Source organism: Halorientalis sp. IM1011 (assembly GCF_001989615.1).
GTDB lineage: Archaea > Halobacteriota > Halobacteria > Halobacteriales > Haloarculaceae > Halorientalis.
Genome location: NZ_CP019067.1, coordinates 582,555 through 598,341 on the forward strand (window position 1 = coordinate 582,555; position 15,787 = coordinate 598,341).

Annotated in this window: 19 protein-coding genes; 9 read left to right on the forward strand and 10 right to left on the reverse strand. The window is 66.3% G+C overall.

Annotation, left to right across the window (positions count from 1 at the left end):
- Positions 1–28 precede the first annotated feature (28 nt).
- From mvaD to hisF, 4 genes are all read right to left on the reverse strand, one after another.
- Positions 29–1,000: a phosphomevalonate decarboxylase MvaD gene (gene mvaD, locus BV210_RS02915; protein ID WP_077205196.1), complete on the reverse strand. Its 972-nt coding sequence runs from the start codon at positions 998–1,000 to the stop codon at positions 29–31.
- Positions 1,001–1,084: 84 nt separating this feature from the next.
- On the reverse strand, positions 1,085–1,372 hold the full coding sequence (locus tag BV210_RS02920; protein ID WP_077205197.1) for a type II toxin-antitoxin system RelE/ParE family toxin: 288 nt from the start codon (positions 1,370–1,372) through the stop codon (positions 1,085–1,087).
- Complete coding sequence (locus tag BV210_RS02925; RefSeq protein WP_077205198.1) at positions 1,359–1,643, reverse strand: ribbon-helix-helix domain-containing protein; 285 nt, start codon at positions 1,641–1,643, stop codon at positions 1,359–1,361. The genes BV210_RS02920 and BV210_RS02925 overlap by 14 nt, the downstream gene beginning before the upstream one ends.
- A gap of 273 nt (positions 1,644–1,916) precedes the next feature.
- On the reverse strand, positions 1,917–2,732 hold the full coding sequence (hisF, locus tag BV210_RS02930) for an imidazole glycerol phosphate synthase subunit HisF (protein ID WP_077205199.1): 816 nt from the start codon (positions 2,730–2,732) through the stop codon (positions 1,917–1,919).
- A gap of 120 nt (positions 2,733–2,852) precedes the next feature.
- Between hisF and BV210_RS02935 the strand changes: the two genes are divergently transcribed.
- Entirely contained in the window at positions 2,853–3,038 is a 186-nt protein-coding gene (locus BV210_RS02935; RefSeq protein ID WP_077205200.1) for a hypothetical protein, read from the forward strand.
- A gap of 38 nt (positions 3,039–3,076) precedes the next feature.
- Positions 3,077–3,568 carry a cupin domain-containing protein gene (locus BV210_RS02940; protein WP_077205201.1) on the forward strand — a complete coding sequence of 164 codons (492 nt, stop codon included), beginning with the start codon at positions 3,077–3,079 and terminating at the stop codon, positions 3,566–3,568.
- On the opposite strand, the gene purL is transcribed toward BV210_RS02940, so the two are convergent.
- The 4 genes from purL to BV210_RS02960 all read right to left on the reverse strand — a co-directional run bounded on the left by purL (position 3,569) and on the right by BV210_RS02960 (position 8,590).
- Positions 3,569–5,728, reverse strand: coding sequence for a phosphoribosylformylglycinamidine synthase subunit PurL (gene purL / locus BV210_RS02945; RefSeq protein WP_077205202.1), 2,160 nt, complete (start codon positions 5,726–5,728; stop codon positions 3,569–3,571).
- A gap of 87 nt (positions 5,729–5,815) precedes the next feature.
- A complete protein-coding gene (locus tag BV210_RS02950; protein ID WP_077205203.1) occupies positions 5,816–7,675 on the reverse strand; it encodes a cytochrome c oxidase subunit I in 1,860 nt (619 codons plus the stop codon).
- A gap of 168 nt (positions 7,676–7,843) precedes the next feature.
- Positions 7,844–8,098, reverse strand: coding sequence for a DUF6684 family protein (locus BV210_RS02955; RefSeq protein WP_077205204.1), 255 nt, complete (start codon positions 8,096–8,098; stop codon positions 7,844–7,846).
- A gap of 75 nt (positions 8,099–8,173) precedes the next feature.
- On the reverse strand, positions 8,174–8,590 hold the full coding sequence (locus BV210_RS02960; protein WP_077205205.1) for a hypothetical protein: 417 nt from the start codon (positions 8,588–8,590) through the stop codon (positions 8,174–8,176).
- A gap of 99 nt (positions 8,591–8,689) precedes the next feature.
- Between BV210_RS02960 and BV210_RS02965 the strand changes: the two genes are divergently transcribed.
- The gene (locus BV210_RS02965; protein ID WP_077205206.1) at positions 8,690–9,427 is read left to right on the forward strand and encodes a halocyanin domain-containing protein; all 738 of its coding nucleotides are present in this window, start codon (positions 8,690–8,692) and stop codon (positions 9,425–9,427) included.
- Between the two features lie 5 nt (positions 9,428–9,432).
- Here BV210_RS02965 and BV210_RS02970 read toward each other — a convergent pair whose 3' ends face one another.
- Complete coding sequence (locus BV210_RS02970; protein WP_077205207.1) at positions 9,433–9,963, reverse strand: type II toxin-antitoxin system RatA family toxin; 531 nt, start codon at positions 9,961–9,963, stop codon at positions 9,433–9,435.
- 101 nt (positions 9,964–10,064) lie between these two features.
- Between BV210_RS02970 and trpB the strand changes: the two genes are divergently transcribed.
- Genes trpB through BV210_RS02985 form a run of 3 tightly spaced genes read left to right on the forward strand, consistent with a single transcriptional unit; the run spans position 10,065 to position 12,527 of the window.
- The gene (gene trpB, locus BV210_RS02975; RefSeq protein WP_077205208.1) at positions 10,065–11,237 is read left to right on the forward strand and encodes a tryptophan synthase subunit beta; all 1,173 of its coding nucleotides are present in this window, start codon (positions 10,065–10,067) and stop codon (positions 11,235–11,237) included.
- A 42-nt stretch (positions 11,238–11,279) separates the two neighbouring features.
- Positions 11,280–12,017: an NAD(P)/FAD-dependent oxidoreductase gene (locus BV210_RS02980; protein WP_077205209.1), complete on the forward strand. Its 738-nt coding sequence runs from the start codon at positions 11,280–11,282 to the stop codon at positions 12,015–12,017.
- 54 nt (positions 12,018–12,071) lie between these two features.
- Positions 12,072–12,527 carry a YbhB/YbcL family Raf kinase inhibitor-like protein gene (locus BV210_RS02985; RefSeq protein WP_077205210.1) on the forward strand — a complete coding sequence of 152 codons (456 nt, stop codon included), beginning with the start codon at positions 12,072–12,074 and terminating at the stop codon, positions 12,525–12,527.
- Between the two features lie 68 nt (positions 12,528–12,595).
- On the opposite strand, the gene BV210_RS02990 is transcribed toward BV210_RS02985, so the two are convergent.
- Positions 12,596–13,105 carry an SCP2 sterol-binding domain-containing protein gene (locus BV210_RS02990; protein WP_077205211.1) on the reverse strand — a complete coding sequence of 170 codons (510 nt, stop codon included), beginning with the start codon at positions 13,103–13,105 and terminating at the stop codon, positions 12,596–12,598.
- 136 nt (positions 13,106–13,241) lie between these two features.
- Between BV210_RS02990 and coaBC the strand changes: the two genes are divergently transcribed.
- From coaBC to BV210_RS03005, 3 genes are all read left to right on the forward strand, one after another.
- Positions 13,242–14,396, forward strand: a complete 1,155-nt coding sequence (gene coaBC, locus BV210_RS02995; protein WP_077205212.1) for a bifunctional phosphopantothenoylcysteine decarboxylase/phosphopantothenate--cysteine ligase CoaBC — start codon at positions 13,242–13,244, stop codon at positions 14,394–14,396.
- A gap of 66 nt (positions 14,397–14,462) precedes the next feature.
- Complete coding sequence (locus BV210_RS03000) at positions 14,463–14,936, forward strand: molybdopterin-dependent oxidoreductase (RefSeq protein WP_157525781.1); 474 nt, start codon at positions 14,463–14,465, stop codon at positions 14,934–14,936.
- 42 nt (positions 14,937–14,978) lie between these two features.
- Positions 14,979–15,752, forward strand: a complete 774-nt coding sequence (locus BV210_RS03005) for an SDR family NAD(P)-dependent oxidoreductase (RefSeq protein ID WP_077205214.1) — start codon at positions 14,979–14,981, stop codon at positions 15,750–15,752.
- Positions 15,753–15,787: the final 35 nt, after the last annotated feature.

Consider the following 15,787-nt stretch of genomic DNA (forward strand, 5'->3'; position numbering starts at 1 on the left):
CCCCCGGAAAGAGTGCGACCGCAGCGACTCAGAACAGCGCTTCGCTCTCGTCGAGTAGCTGTGCGGGGCCGCCGACCTCCCAGACGCGCGTGTTCACGCCGCAGTCCGCGATGGCACCCTCCACGCGATCCACGTGGTCGGCGGTCGTGTTGACGTAGACGCTCGCGCCGGTGTCGACCGAGAAGTAGACCGGGACGTCCTCCTCGCGGAGTTCCCGAACGGTGTTGAACACCTCGATGGTTCGGGGCTGCCAGTAGACCCACCCGGACGGACCGGTCATCGTCGTCGCGGCCAGCGACAGGGAGTCGTGTTCGGCGAGTTCGAAGGTGCGGTCGAAATCGCCCGCCAGCAGCGCGTCGCGCATCTCCGCGATCTGGCCGTGGATGTGGGCCATCCGGGCCTCGAACATGTGGCTCTCGGCGGCCTCACGGTGCGCTTCCTCGGTCTCCTTGTAGGCCGGGACTTCCGCACCGATGATCCGGAGGTCGTCCTCCAGTGAGGTCTCGATCCGCTCGGAGCGACAATCGACGTCGTTCTTGCCGGTCCGGAGATGTGAGAACGCCCCCGTCACCGCCCGCGCGGCCGACGCCGACCCACGGCGCGCGACCGTCGAGATGTCCGGCAGCGTCATGTCGAGATCGGTCGCGCCCACCAGCGCCCGCGCGGCGGCGGCGAAGCCCGACGACGACGACCCGAAGCCGATGTTCGTCGGGAAGTCGTTCGCCGACTCGAACCGCACGGCGTGGTCGACGTCCGCCAGTTCGCGGACGTGATCGACGACGTTCTCTATCCGCTCGCGGCCCCGGCCCTCGACTTCCTCGCCGTCGATCAGGAACACGTCCTCGTGGCTGTCGGGTTCGAACTCGACGGTCGTCTTCGTGTGACTCGGTGCCGTACAGACGCTGATCGAGTCGTGGTACGGCTGGCGCAACTCCTCGTCGCGCATCCCGTGGTACTTCACCAACCCCTCGATCGGATGTGCCTTCGCGGTCGCTTTCATACGCCCTGATTCGGGCACCGGAACTTTGCCTTTTCCAAGTCGCGGAGCATCGTGAGTCAGACCGGAACCCGTTCACCGGCCAGATCAATCGTCGCCCGGTTCGTACGCGCCCGAACGATGCTCTATCGAGAAAATTAGCAACGTTTCCGTTTCACGGTCAGTCCGTGCCCCGAGCCGGTGGTCTCCCACGCGTATCTTCCCGTGCGGAGCGCCCGTTAACGGCTCTACGTACTCGTCCGGTGTCCGCCACTCGTCGGACACGATCTCGTCTAATTTCGAGACGATACGACGTTGCGTGTCAGTCTCTAAACCCTCGAAAGCGTCCTTGGCCCGCTCTCGGAATTCCCACGTCCAGTCGTCACTCGTCGTCATCGATCATCGCCACGACCTCGTCCCGGCCGTACGTCTCACCCTCACCCTTCCGCATCGCGTACTCCGAAGCCGCGATGTCGGCCAACATCGCCCGCGACGCACCCGGGTGTTCGACCGCATCACGAATCGCGTGCCGGAGAAACTCGCTTCGGGAGGTGTAGCCCTCCTCTTTCCACGCTGCATCGACGTCTTTCAGGAATTGCTCCGTCACACGGAGAGTCAGCGTCGTCGTCTCCGGGTCGTCGTTCCCACCCGAATCAGTTTCTGACATACGTCTGTGTTACGCATGCAGTACACAATTTACTGTCGGTCCCCTTTTCCCGCTCGGGTGCGCTTTGCGCACCACTCGCGGCAAAAACTTGGGGAAAAAGCCGCTCGCGCTTCGCGCTCGCGGTACGACGCCTCTTATAACCGCACCGGCACACCGCGCTCGTCCAGATACCCCGTTTCCACTTTTTCCCGCTCGGGTGCGCTTTGCGCACCACTCGCGGCAAAAACTTGGGGAAAAAGCCGCTCGCGCTTCGCGCTCGCGGTACGACGCCTCTTATAACCGCACCGGCACACCGCGCTCGTCCAGATATTCCTTGGTCTCCTGAATCGAATACTCTCCGAAGTGGAAGATCGAGGCCGCCAGCCCGGCGTCCGCGCCGGCGTCGGTGAACACCTCGTACATGTCCTCGGGGCCGCCACAGCCCGAGGAGGCGATTACCGGCGTCGAGACGGTGTCACAGACGGCCTTGGTGAGTGGGATATCGTACCCGTCCTTGGTCCCGTCGGCGTCGATAGAGTTGACGAACAGTTCGCCCGCGCCGCGCTCCTCGGCCTCCTCGGCCCACGAGATCACGTCGATATCGGTCCCCTCGCGACCGCCTTTCACCGTGCACTCGAACCAGCAGGATTCGCCGTCGACCTCGACGTAGTGGTCACCCTGCTCGTCGAAGCGGCGGCGGGCGTCGACGCTAATGACGATGCACTGGCTGCCGAAGGCCGCCGCGCCCTCCTCGATGAGTTCCGGCCGCTGTAGCGCACCGGTGTTGATCGACACCTTGTCCGCCCCCGCTCGCAGAGTCTCCTTGACGTCCTCGCGGGTGCGGATGCCGCCGCCGACGGTGAGGGGGATGAACACCTCGTCGGCGATGGACTCGACCACGTCCAGCATGGTCTCTCGGCCCTCGGCGGAGGCGGTGATGTCGAGGAAGACGAACTCGTCCGCTCCGGCCTCGTTGTACTTCTTGGCCATCTCGACCGGGTCGCCGGTGTACTCCAGATCCTCGAAGTTGACGCCCGTATACACCGCGGCGTTGCCCTCCTCGTCCAGGTCCACGTCGATACACGGAATGATCCGTTTGGTGAGGGTCATCTGATTGCGCGAGGCTACGGCACCGCCCGACAAAAGGCGTCTGATTCCCACAGGTCCGAGTCTAGATCGGTCGACCGCGGATCCGACACACCGAAGTAATCCGACTGTCAACGTCCTCGTATGAGCGACGATCACGACGAGGACCGGCCGGAGTACGACCCCGAGAGCCCGGATATTCCCGACGGGGAACCGCCACTGCGAAGCACCGCACCGCAGAGCGACTTCACGACGAGTCAGGTCGGCTTCGGAATCGTCGTCCTCGTAATCGGCCTCGCGATCACGTTCGGCATCCCGTTCCTGTTGTAGCGCCAATCTTTTTTCAGGCAGCCGAGTAGCCCGACCGAATGCGGAAGATCAACGAATCCGACCTCGACTGGACGGAGTACGACCACGAGGAGGCGACGTTCCACCGAAAGCACCTCGGCGAGGCCGTCGACGCCGAGGATCTGGGCTGTAGCCTCTACCAACTCCCGCAGGGCGAACGCGCCTGGCCCTACCACTACCACACCGCCAACGAGGAGGCGCTCTACGTGCTCTCGGGCGAGGGGCTGCTTCGTGCCGAGGACGGCGAACACGACCTCCGGGCCGGCGACTTCGTCACGCTCCCGGCCGACGAGTCCGGCGGGCACCGGGTCGTCAACGACGGCGACGATACCCTCCGTTATCTGGCGGTCTCGACGATGAACGAACCGGACGTGACGATCTACCCCGAGATGGAGAAGTTCGGCGTCTACGTCGGGTCCCCGCCCGGCGGGCGCGACGAGCGCACTTTCGAGGGGTACTATCCAACTGACGCGGAAGTGGAGTACTGGCCCGACGAGGAAGACGAGAACTGATTACGCCAGTTCGCGCTCGATGATCGACCGCAGGTCGCCGATCACGTCGGCCCCGTAGTGGAGCGTCTCGTCGTTCGCCGTCAGCGACAGCGCGCCCGAATCGTCGGCGGAGCCGACGCGCTCGACGGGCGCGATTCCCTCGAAGGCCGCTTCGACGGCGTCGGCGTCCTCTGTCTCGATCACGACCCGACCCGGCTGTTCGTGGAACAGGAGTTCGGCGGCGTCGGCGTCGCCCTCGAGCGCCACGTCCGCGCCCGCGTCGTCGGTCACCATCTCGGCGAGCGTCACCGCGAGGCCGCCGTGGCTGGCGTCGTGGACCGCGCGGGTCGCCTCGTGATCCGCCACGTCGGCGAGGGTCTCGACGAACGCGGCGCGGTCGTCGGGGAGTTCGGGGAACCGGTCACTCCCGCCGTGCTGGGCGAGGTACTCCGACCCGCCCAGTCGGGGTTCGGCCTCGCCCGACAGCGCCCGGTCGTTGACGACGAGAATCTCGCCATCACCGGCGAGCGCGGCAGGTGGTGCCTCGTAGCCGTCCTTGGTCCCGACGAGCGCGAGCGTCGGCGTCGGCGGGATCGGTCCCGTGTTCGAGTCGTTATAGAGTGAGACGTTGCCGCCGACCACTGGCACGTCGAGTTCCGCGCACATGTCGGCCACTCCGTCGACGATGCCTTCGAATCCGCCGTACACGTCGGGTTTCTCGGGGTTGCCGCCGTTGAGGCAGTCGACGGCGGCGAGGGGGATCGCACCCTTCGCGGCGACGTTGGTGGCGTTCTCCAGCGCGACCGCCCGCGCGCCGTCGTAGGGCGCGGCGTCCGTCCAGTTGGGGTCGGCTCCGGCGGAGTAGGCCAGTCCCGTCTCGGCGCTCCGGATCGCCAGGATCGCCGCGTCGTCGCCCGGCGGCGTCGCGGTTCGGACCTGCACCTCGTGGTCGTACTGCCGATAGACCCACCGCTTGGAGGCCGTGTTCGGGCTCCCGACGACGGCCTCGAAGGCGTCGTCGAGGGCCGGTTCCGGGAGGTCCCGCTCGGGCTGGGAGGGCTCGACCGAATCGAGATCGTTGAACGGCGCGCCCTCGCCGAGGAACTCGGCCGACGCGTCGACCACGGTTTCGCCCTCGAACTCGCAGACGTAGTTGCCGTCGGTCACCTCGCCGATGACGGAGCACCCGAGATCGTAGCGTTCTGCGATCTCGGCGACTCGATCCACGTTCTCGGGTTTCACCTCGTAGGCCATCCGTTCCTGGGACTCGGCGAGCAGGATCTCCAGGGCGTTCATGTTGGGCTCGCGCTGGTGGACCCGTTCGAGTTCGATGTGGGCCCCGAGACCACCCTTGGCGACGAGTTCGCTCGTCGCGCCGCCCAGCCCCGCCGCGCCGAGGTCGCGGGCCGACTCGATCAGCCCCTCGTCGATCAGCGCCTCGTTGGCCTCGATCAGGAGTTTCTCCGTGTAGGGGTCACCGACCTGCACCGCCGGGCGGTCCTCGGTCTCGGCGTCCTCCGCGAGGTCCTCGCTGGCGAAGGAAGCACCGCCGAGGCCGTCCCGCCCGGTCGCGTTGCCGACGAGGACGATCTTGTTGCCCGGCTCCTGCGCTTCGGCGGTGACCAGCCGGTCGGGGTCGTCGATCAGCCCGATACAGGAGACGTTCACCAGCGGATTGCCCTCGTAGTCGTCGTGGAAGGCGACGCTTCCCGCGACCGTGGGGACGCCGATGCAGTTGCCGTAGTGGGAGATGCCTTCGACGACGCCCTCGAAGAGATAGCGGGAGTGTTCGCGGTCGAAGCCGCCGAAGTACAGCGAATCAGCCAGCGCGATTGGGTAGGCACCCATCGAGAGGGTGTCCCGGACGATGCCCCCGACGCCGGTCGCCGCGCCGTCGAACGGGTCGACGTAGGAGGGGTGGTTGTGGCTCTCGATGCCCAGCGTGATGTAGGTCTCGCTGGTTCCGCCGTCGCCATCGGGAAGAGCGACGACGGCCGCGTCGTCCCCGGGGCCGACGACGACGTCTTCGCTCTCGGACTCGAAGGCAGAGAGCAGCGGTCGGGAGGAGCGGTACGCGCAGTGTTCGCTCCAGAGGTTCTCGAAGAGCGCGGCCTCGGCCGGCGTCGGCTCGCGGCCGAGTTCCGCGGTGACGAGATCGTGGTCCTGATCGGACAGACTCATTGGGCACGGGTAGCCACAGGCCGGCTAAATCGCTTTCCATGTCGCGCGTGCGAACGGCGACAGCGGGCGGAAAAAACGAGTGCGTCGTCAGTCGTCGGTCCGTTCGGCGGTCGCGTCGTCGGCGTCGTCGACTGGTTCGCCACCGTCCGTGGCAACGTCTTCGTCACCCTCGCCACCGTCGGAGGTGCCCTCCGACGAGGCCCCACTCGCTTCGTTCGCGGGACCACCGTCGGTCGCGATCCTGGTTTCGAGGCGGTTCTCGTGCCAGGTGAACTCGCGGCCGAACAGTTCCGGAACTTCCTCCTTGAGGTTCCAGGGGTCCGGGCCGACCTTCGGGCCTTCGAGCCAGGACTGGACGAGGTTCCAGACGAAGATGATCTGGCCGACCAGCAGGATGAACGCGCCCACGGAGGCCAGCTGGTGGAAGGTCGTGGTCGTCGCCAGCGGCGCGATGGCCGAGTCGAACTCGTAGGTCGCGTACCGCCGGGGCATGCCCAGATAACCAAGCGCCAGCATGGCGAAGAAGGTGATGTTGGTGCCGATCATCGACAGCCAGAAATGCCACTTCGCCAGCGTCCGCTGGTACATCCGACCCGTGAAGATCGGGAACCAGTAGTAGACGCCCGCGAAGACGGCGAAGCCGATGGCACCCATCACGATGTAGTGGAAGTGGCCCACCACGTAGTAGGTGTCGTGCAGGACCTTGTCGACGGGAATCGACGCGAGGAACACGCCGGTGACGCCGCCCAGGATGAAGTTCGAGATGAACCCGATACAGAACAGCATCGGGGCCGCCAGGCGGAGCTTCCCGTTCCACATCGTCGTGATCCAGTTGAAGGTCTTCACCGCGCTCGGTATCGCGATCGCGAGCGAGACGGCCATGAAGCTGGCCCGCAGCCGCGGGTCCATCCCGGTCGTGAACATGTGGTGAGCCCACACGCCGAAGGAGAGGACTCCGATGGCCAGCGTGGAGTAGACGACGAACTTGAACCCGAACAGCTTCCGGCCCGCGAAGCGGGGGAGGATGTAACTCACGAGTCCCATCGGCGGGAGCACGAGGATGTACACTTCGGGGTGGCCGAAGAACCAGAACAGGTGTTGCCACAGCATCGTCCCACCGCCATCGACGGCGAAGAAGGTCGTGGCGAAGTTCCGGTCCAGAAGCAGCATGATGATCGCACTGCCAAGCAGCGGGAAGGCGAACAGGATCAGCGCCGACTGGGTGAGGATGGTCCACGAGAAGATGTCGAGGTTCGCCCAGTTGACGTCCTCACTGCGTTCGGTGAAGATGGTCGCGATGAAGTTGATCGCACCCATCGTCGCCGAGACACCCGTCAGGTGCAGGCCGAGCATCATCAGGTCGGCACCGACCTGGGCCTGTTCGACCGACAGCGGCGGGTACATCGTCCAGGAGGTCTGTGCGGTCCCGACACCGGGGATGAGGAACCCGCCCCAGACGAGCAACGCACCGGGTGGGAGCAGCCAGAACGCGATGGCGTTGATCCGCGGGAACGCCATGTCGTCGGCCCCGATCAGAAGCGGGATGAAGTAGTTCGAGAACGCCGCGATGATCGGCGTCCCGAACAGGAACAGCATCGTGATCCCGTGACTGGTCAGGATGGCGTTGTAGAACCCGTTCTCGATGGCGGCCCCGGCCGGAGTGATGAGCTGCATCCGGATGAGGAAGGCCATGATGCCACCGACCGCGAACGCGAGCACCCCGTAGGTACCGTACAGCAGTCCGATGTCCTTGTGGTCGACGGAGGTGAGCCACCGCACGATTCCGCCGGGCTTTTCGTCGTGCCCGTAGCTAGCCTCCTCGCCGATCGCGCCGCCGCCGGCGAGTGGCGTATACGAGCGCCAGTCCTCGATGCGCGTCAGAAGCGCGATTACGGCGACGAGGAACACGCCCATCAGCACCGTTAGTGCGAGCTGTTCTGCAGCCATTGATACTCGACGTTCGGAACTGGGGGCTAAAGAAAGATTCCCTTTGAATCCCACAGGAACGTGTTCGTCCGGGGACGACGCGGCGGTCCACGCTATTTCGATGGCAACGGCTACCGATGGTACCGACTGACAAAGAGAGACCGGCGACGGACGGCCGGGAGAGTCGTCTCAGGCGGTGTGGTCCTCGTCGCCTTCCATCTCGGCCTCGGCCTCGGAGACGGCTTTGCCGGCGTAGTAGGTCAGGATGGTCAGCAGGACGAACGCGGCGATCAGGATGCCGAACTGGAGCGACGAGATGACGTTGTTCCAGCCGAAGGGGTTGAACAGCCCGAAGGCCACGATGAAAAACATCAGGATGCCAAGCGGGATCATGTTGACCGTGAGGTCGAGGATGGTTTCACGGTCGAACGTGCTCGGGAGCATACCAGCCAGTTTTGCGACGACGATAAATAGGTTGTCGGAATCGCCGCGCCGTCGTGACGGTCGGGATCAGATCGACTATCGAGGCTCGACGTTCCGTTCGAGCGCCTGGACGGTCCCCCCGGCAGCCAGCAGGATGAGCCCGGCGACTGCCACCGCGAGTGCGCGCGGGACGAGTTGCCCGTAGTCTCCGGGTGCGACGATCACGTCGACCAGAACGCCGGGGTCGACGCCGACGCGCCAGCCGACGAGGCCGACGCCGATCACTGCCAGGACACCGCCGAAGGCCAGCAACGAGCCCCAGAGCGTGTCGACGTATTCGGACTCTTTGAGGATGCCGGCGACGCTCCCGCCGAACAGCAACAGGCCGCCGACGGCGATGGCGAAGATGCCGACGATGATGCCGACCTCAGAGAGCACGAACCCGAGTGCGACGAACATCGGCCAGGGACTGGCTTTCCGGTACTGGTCGCTCAGGCCGGGTTCCTCTTCCATACCCCACCATGGGACTCGCGCGTAAAATGCGCATCGAAACCCCGGCCCGGGGAATCCGGAACCAACATATTCACTACCACCCCCACCTAACGCCCGACCATGAGCGACCGTTCGGAGGACGTGTCACGACGGGGTTTCCTCATGGCGACGGCGGGCGGCGCGGCGGCCGCCGGCGTCACGGGCACAGCTGCTGCCCAGGAGACCACGCAGGCAGGCGGCACCGGAACGGCAAACGGGACAGCGACTAACGGGACCGAGACCAACGGGACCGGGACCCCGGAGGGGACCGGGACCGAGGGTGGTGGCGGCGGTGGCGGCGGTGGCGGCACCCCCGACCTCGGCGGGTATCTGGACGACGCAAACACCTACGGCGGGAGTGTCACCGACGCGACCGGGCAGAGTACCGTGACCGTCGAGGTCGGTGCCGGTGACGGGTTCGCGTTCAGCCCCGCAGGTGTTCACGTCGACAACGGCGCGACCGTCCAGTGGGAGTGGACCGGCGAAGGCGGCGGACACAACGTCGTCTCCGACGAGGGGCCGCTCGACTCCGGCTCCGCTGTGAGTGGTACGGGCGTCAAGTATGAACACACGTTCGAGGAAGACGGCATTTACAAGTACTACTGTGTCCCCCACGAGGGGCAGGGGATGCTCGGCGCGGTCGTCGTCGGGAGCGACTACCCGACGGTCGAGCCGGAGACAGGCGGCGGCGGTGGCGGTCCCGCACTGCCCGGCGAGGCCAAGACCATCGGCGTCGCGACGGCGCTGGTGATGAGCGCGTCCCTCGGCCTCTCCTACGTCTTCATGAAGTACGGCGGCGACTACGAGATCGACGAGTAGACCGCCTACACCGAGGTATCGACCGTTTCTATTTCGAGGTCGACTTCGCGCTGGCGGCCCTCGAGGTCGGCGACGATCCGTTCGACGACGCGTTCGGCCTCGGCCTGAATCTTCGGCTTTGCCTTCTCGATCACCCAGCCCATCGAGACGAATCGCGGGAGGTCGATGGCCCCCGAATCCGCCGAATCCGGGTGGAACTCGACGATCAGGCGCACGCGACAGGCGTGTTCCTGACTGTCCGGTCGCTCCTCCGGGATCGGTTCGACGGCCCAGCGGCCCCCTGCATCGATGTCTTTCGTAATCTCCCAGTCGATCCGGGTGGGCGGATCGACGTCGGTCACTTTCGAGTGGGCGGTGTAGCTGAGTTTCCACCAGGCGAAGGTGAGGAAGTACCGTGTCCCGGGACCGCCGTCGCCGTCGCTGCGGACCTCTTCGAGGTACTTCGAGTAGTCGGCGTAGCCGGGGAAGTCCTCGAGGAACTCGTAGATCTCCGCGGGCGGCAGGTAGACGACGGTGCTGACCTCGACTCTGTCCACACTCGCACTGGGGCCGAGCGGCCCGTAAATATTCCGCAGGTAGCCGTCGCTCCGTATCAAACAGTCAGACATATGTGCGTTCCCGGGCCACTGAGACCGACATGAGCGAACACGACGAGGCAGACGAGGAGTTCGGTGGCTTCGGGGGCCGGCACGTCCCCGAACCGATGCAGGAACCGCTCGCACAGCTCGCGGCGGCGTTCGAGGACATCGTCGAGACAGAGGAGTTCCGCGAGGAGTTCCGCGCGATCCTGGAATCCTACGCCGGGCGACCGACGCCGCTGTACCACGCCGAGCGACTCTCCGAGGAGTACGGCGCCGAGATCTACCTGAAACGCGAGGACCTGCTCCACGGCGGGGCCCACAAGATCAACAACGCCGTCGGGCAGGCGCTCTTGGCGAAGAAGGCCGGCAAGGAGCGGCTGATCGCCGAGACCGGGGCCGGCCAGCACGGCACCGCGACCGCGATGGTCGGCGCCCTGTTCGATCTGGACACGGAGATCTACATGGGGGAGAAAGACGTGGAGCGCCAGCGGATGAACGTCTTCCGGATGCGGTTGATGGGCGCACAGGTCAACCCCGTCACGCAGGGCGGCGCGGGGCTGGCCGACGCCGTCGACGTAGCGCTGGAGGACTTCGTCGAGAACATCGACGACACCCACTACCTCGTCGGATCGGTCGTCGGCCCCGACCCGTTCCCGCGGATGGTCAGGGAGTTCCAGTCGGTCATCGGTGAGGAGGCCCGCGAGCAGGCCATCGAGCAGATCGGCGGCCTGCCAGACGCGTGCGTGGCCTGCGTCGGCGGCGGCTCCAACGCCATGGGGCTGTTCCACGCGTTCCGGGACGACGACGTGGCCTTCTACGGCGGCGAGGGCGGCGGCGAGGGTGCGGGCTCGGGCCGTCACGCTGCGCCGCTCGACGACGGCAAAGAGGACGTGCTCCACGGGATGCGTACGAGGGTAATCGACGACGACGTGGAGGTCCACTCCGTCTCCGCGGGGCTCGATTATCCGGGCGTCGGCCCCGAACACGCCCTGTTCCGCGAGATCGGGCGCGCCGAGTACCGCGCCATCACCGACGAGGAGGCCCTGGAGGCGTTCCGGACCCTCTCGATGACCGAGGGGATCATTCCGGCGCTGGAGACGGCCCACGGGCTGGCGATGGCCAGGCAGGTCGCCGAGGAGACCGACCACGAGACCATCGTCGTCAACCTCTCGGGCCGGGGCGACAAGGACATGGAGACCGCCGCCGAGCAGTTCGATCTGGGCGAGTAAATCGAACCCTTCTATTCGGGGGCCGGCCAACTCCCCGCTGTCATGACCGAAACCACGGACGTCTGTATCGTCGGTGGCGGCGTGGCCGGCCTCAGCGCCGGCACCTTCACCGCCCGACACGGACTGGAGACCATCGTCGTGAACGACGGGGAGTCGCTGCTCCGTCGCAACGGCCACCTGGAGAACGTCCCCGGCTTCCCCGCCGGCGTGAACTCGCGACGCTTTCTCGACATGCTCGAAGACCAGGCCGAGAACGCCGGCTGTACCTTCCACGAGGGGGAGGTGACGAGCGTCACCGTCGACGACGAGGGCTTCGCCGTCGAGACCGCCGCCGGCGACCAGTTCTGGGCCGATTACGTGATCGCGGCAACGAAGAACACGGTCGAGTACCTCCGGGAGATAGAGGGCGTCGGGTTCGTCGACCGCGGGAAGACGTACGTCGACACGGACGAACGCGGACGCACCGGCGTCGACGGCCTCTACGCCGCGGGGCGGCTGGCGGAGAAGCCACACCAGACTGCGATCTGTGCCGGCCACGGGGCCGAGGTCGCCGTCACCCTGCTGGAGGAGGACGACCGGCCGTTCTACCACGACTGGGTCGCGCCCGAGGGCTACTTCTCGGGCCGGGGGCGGGACGTGCCGCCGGGCTGTGAGGAGATCGACGAGACCGAGCGCGAGGTCCGGGAACGCGAGTCCATGGACGCCATGACCGAGGCGTTCGCCGAGCGCCACCCAGACGAGCCGACCCAGCACCCGAGCGTCGCGGAAGACAGTGACTGATTCCACGCCGTAGTTTCTTTTGCCGCCCGGTCGTACCGCCGGTGGAGGGATACCGTGAGTGATCTACGACTGGAGAGTCCGGCCTTCGAGGACGGGGCGCGGATTCCCGAGAAATACGGCTACACCGAGGCGGACGTGAACCCGCCCTTGCGTATCGAGAACGTGCCGGACACGGCTGAATCGCTGGTGTTGATCGTCGACGATCCGGACGCGATGGAACCGGCGGGGAAGATCTGGGACCACTGGCTCGTGTGGGACATCGACCCCGACGTCGGAGAGATACCCGAAGACTGGGACGCCGAGGACGCCACGGAGGGGCAAAACGACTACGGCGAACACGGCTACGGCGGGCCGAACCCGCCGGACCGGGAACACACCTACCGGTTCCGGGTGTACGCGCTCGATACGACGCTCGACCTCTCGCCGTCGGCCGACACGAACGACCTGGAAGACGAGATGATGGGGCAGGTGCTGGCGAACGCACGGCTCGAGGGGACGTACGCGCCCTGAGAAGTGAAACACGCGCCCCACCCCCACGGGTGCCAGGCGCGGTTCGATCGATTCCGCGGGTCGCTACCTCAGTACTCTTCGTGTGCGAACACAGTGTCGACCTCTGTCGCACACTCGGTCAGCAGCGTCGCGGCGTCGGAGTACTGGAGGATCTTCTGCATGTCACCGTCTAGCTCGAACTTCCCGGACATCATGCCGTCGACGGCACCGATGTTGCCCTTCGTCAGCTCGACCCAGTTCTCGTAGGTCCCGGTGAGCTTGAAGCCGTTGTCGACCTCGTCCTCGGACTCGATCAGGTAGGCGTCGGTACACTCGCCGTCTTCGAGACCGACGAACGTCTGGCCGGTGTGGCCCGACGCGCCCTCGGAGACGTACTGGTCGAGCTCGTCCTGAAGGTGCTCGGGCATGGCGTCGACGTCGATCTCGTCGAGCGGCATGTCAGTCATCTTGAAAATGAAGTCGCCGTTGAAGTCGACACCCCAGCCGGCCGACTTCTCGGCGTACTCCTCGCTGTTGTTCACCTTTTCTTGGTAGTTATCGAACCATTCCGAACTCGGGAATATGAGTCCATCTGCCATAGGCATGCCAACTTGTGACCCCAACCCTAGTAAAGCTTCACGGGGAAATCTACGGCTTCTTTTTAAGCACCCGGAAATCGGGGGGTCCTCAAAGAACCCCCTACGGATTTACCGCGCGGGGGCAAACGGGGAGATAATGCTATCCGGAGTGAACGTTGCGCTCGGGGTCACCGGGTCCATCGCGGCGGTCAAGACCGTGGAGTTGGCCCACGAGTTACGCCGACAGGGGGCGTCGGTCAGAGCAGTGATGACCGACAGCGCCACGGGAATAATCCACCCGTGGGCCGTCGACTTCGCGACCGACGAACCCGTCGTCACGGAGATTACCGGACAGGTCGAACACGTCGAGCTGTGTGGCCGCGAGGGCTGGGCCGACGTCCTGCTGATCGCGCCGGCGACGGCCAACACCGTCGGCAAACTGGCGGCAGCCATCGACGACACGCCGGTGACGACGACGGCGACGACGGCGCTGGGCGCTGACGTCCCCGTCGTCGTCGCGCCCGCGATGCACGAACCGATGTACGACCACCCCGGCGTCCTCGAAACCATCGCTCAGGTCGAGTCCTGGGGCGTCGAGTTCGTCGACCCGCGGATCGAGGAAGGGAAAGCCAAGATCGCCACGGAGGAAGCCATCGTCACCGGCGTCGCCCGTGCGACGACGCCCGATCCGCTCGCAGGGAACCACGTGATCGTCACGAGCGGCGCGACGACGGAGTCCGTCGACCCCGTGCGGACGCTCTCGAACCGCGCGTCGGGCCGGACCGGACGGGCAGTCGCACGGGCCTGCCACGTCCGCGGGGCCGACGTGACGCTCGTGCACGACGGCGGTGACGTTCACTACGCCGACGTGGAGCGAGTCGAGAGCGCCGCGGAGATGCTCGAAGCGGTGCAGGCTCACGCCGACGATGCAGACGCGCTGGTCTCGGCGGCCGCCATCTCCGACTACACCGTCGGGGCGGCCGACGAGAAGATCAAGTCCGGCAAGGACCGGCTCACCCTCGAACTGACCCCGACGCCGAAACTGATCGACAGCGTGCGGGAGGCCCACCCCGATCTGGCCATCGTCGGATTCAAAGTCGAGACGGAGGGCGACGAGGCGACGCTGATCGAGCGCGCACGCGAGACGATGGATCGGGCTGGACTGGCCTTCGTCGTCGGCAACCGCGCCGACGTGATGGGCGAGGCGGAGACGCGAGCGCTGGTGATCCGAGAGGACGGAAGCGACGAGTACGCGGGCAGCAAAGCCGGCCTCGGGGCGCGCGTGGCCGAGGAACTCGCGGTGGAACTGTAATACGTTCCCACCGATCGAGAACGGACGGACGCTCTTTTCCGGGTGCAGACACGACACCGAACCGACGTGACTCCCGAGCGAGAATCGACCGCGGCGTACGTCGAGATCGAGGGCGACCGACAGCTACTGCTCCCGACGGCGCTGGAAGCCTGCGAGGGGTTCGAACCGGTCGAGATAGCCCCGGAGATGGCCTGTGCTGACAGCGGCCCCATCGAAGGGCCCTGGACCGGGCTGGAACTGGGCGACCTCCTCGCGACCGCCGAGAGCCCGCCGGACGCGACGCACGTCCTCGTGACCTGCCGGGACGGTTACCGGGTCTGTCTCGACGTGACCGACGCGCTGACGGCCGTGCTGGCCTACCGCCGGGACGGCGACCCGCTTTCCCCCGAGGAGATCCGGATCGTGGGGCCGGACGTGGAGAGCGGCCGGAGCGCGAAGGGCGTCCGCAGGATCGAGCCCGTATCGCTCGCGCCGGAGGAGGAGCCGACCGATCTGGAGGCGCTGTCCCCAGTGGAGAGCGACGCCGCTGTCGGGAACTGAGCCCGCCGGAACGCCTTTGAGGGAGAGTCCCGAGGCTGGTCTATGCTCGAGGATATCACTGCCTTCGTCACCGGTGCGAGTCAGGGAATCGGCCGCGAGATCGCGATCACGCTCGCCGACCACGGCGCGAACGTCGCGCTCGCGGCGCGGGGCGACGGCATCCACGACACCGCCGCCGCCATCGACGACCCGGACCGGACGCTCGCCGTCGAGACGGACGTGACCGACGAGGACTCGGTCGAGAACGCCATCGCGGAGACGGTCGACACCTTCGGCGGTCTCGACTGTCTGGTCAACAACGCGGGCATCGCCGGCCCGGTCCAGCCCTACGACCGGATCGAGGAGGCCGACTTCGAGTACGTGCTGGACGTGAACCTGATCGGCGCGTGGCGCTGCGTGAAACACGCCGGCGAACACCTCCGGAAGAGCGAGCAGGGCAGCGTCGTCAACCTCGGCTCCATCGGCGGGAAGCGACCCTACGCCAACCGGACGCCCTACAGCGCCTCGAAGATGGGACTCGTGGGCCTGAGCCGGACGCTGGCCGCCGAACTCGGGCGGGACGACGTGACGGTCAACGTGATCCAGCCCGGGCCGGTCGAGGGCGACCGGATCGACGACGCGATCGGCGCGCAGGCGAAACTTGCGGACGTGGAGAACGCCGAACCGGCGAGTCTGGGACCCGACGATTTTACCCTGCCGGAGTACTTTATCAGCCCGGAAGACGTGGCCGAGCAGGTGGCCTACCTCGCCGGCCCGCACGCCCGGAAGATTACGGGCCAGGAGATCGCGATCGACGCCGGGGGGACCTGCTTCTGAGAAGTCCGACCGTCCTCCGGCGGACGGCATGGTCG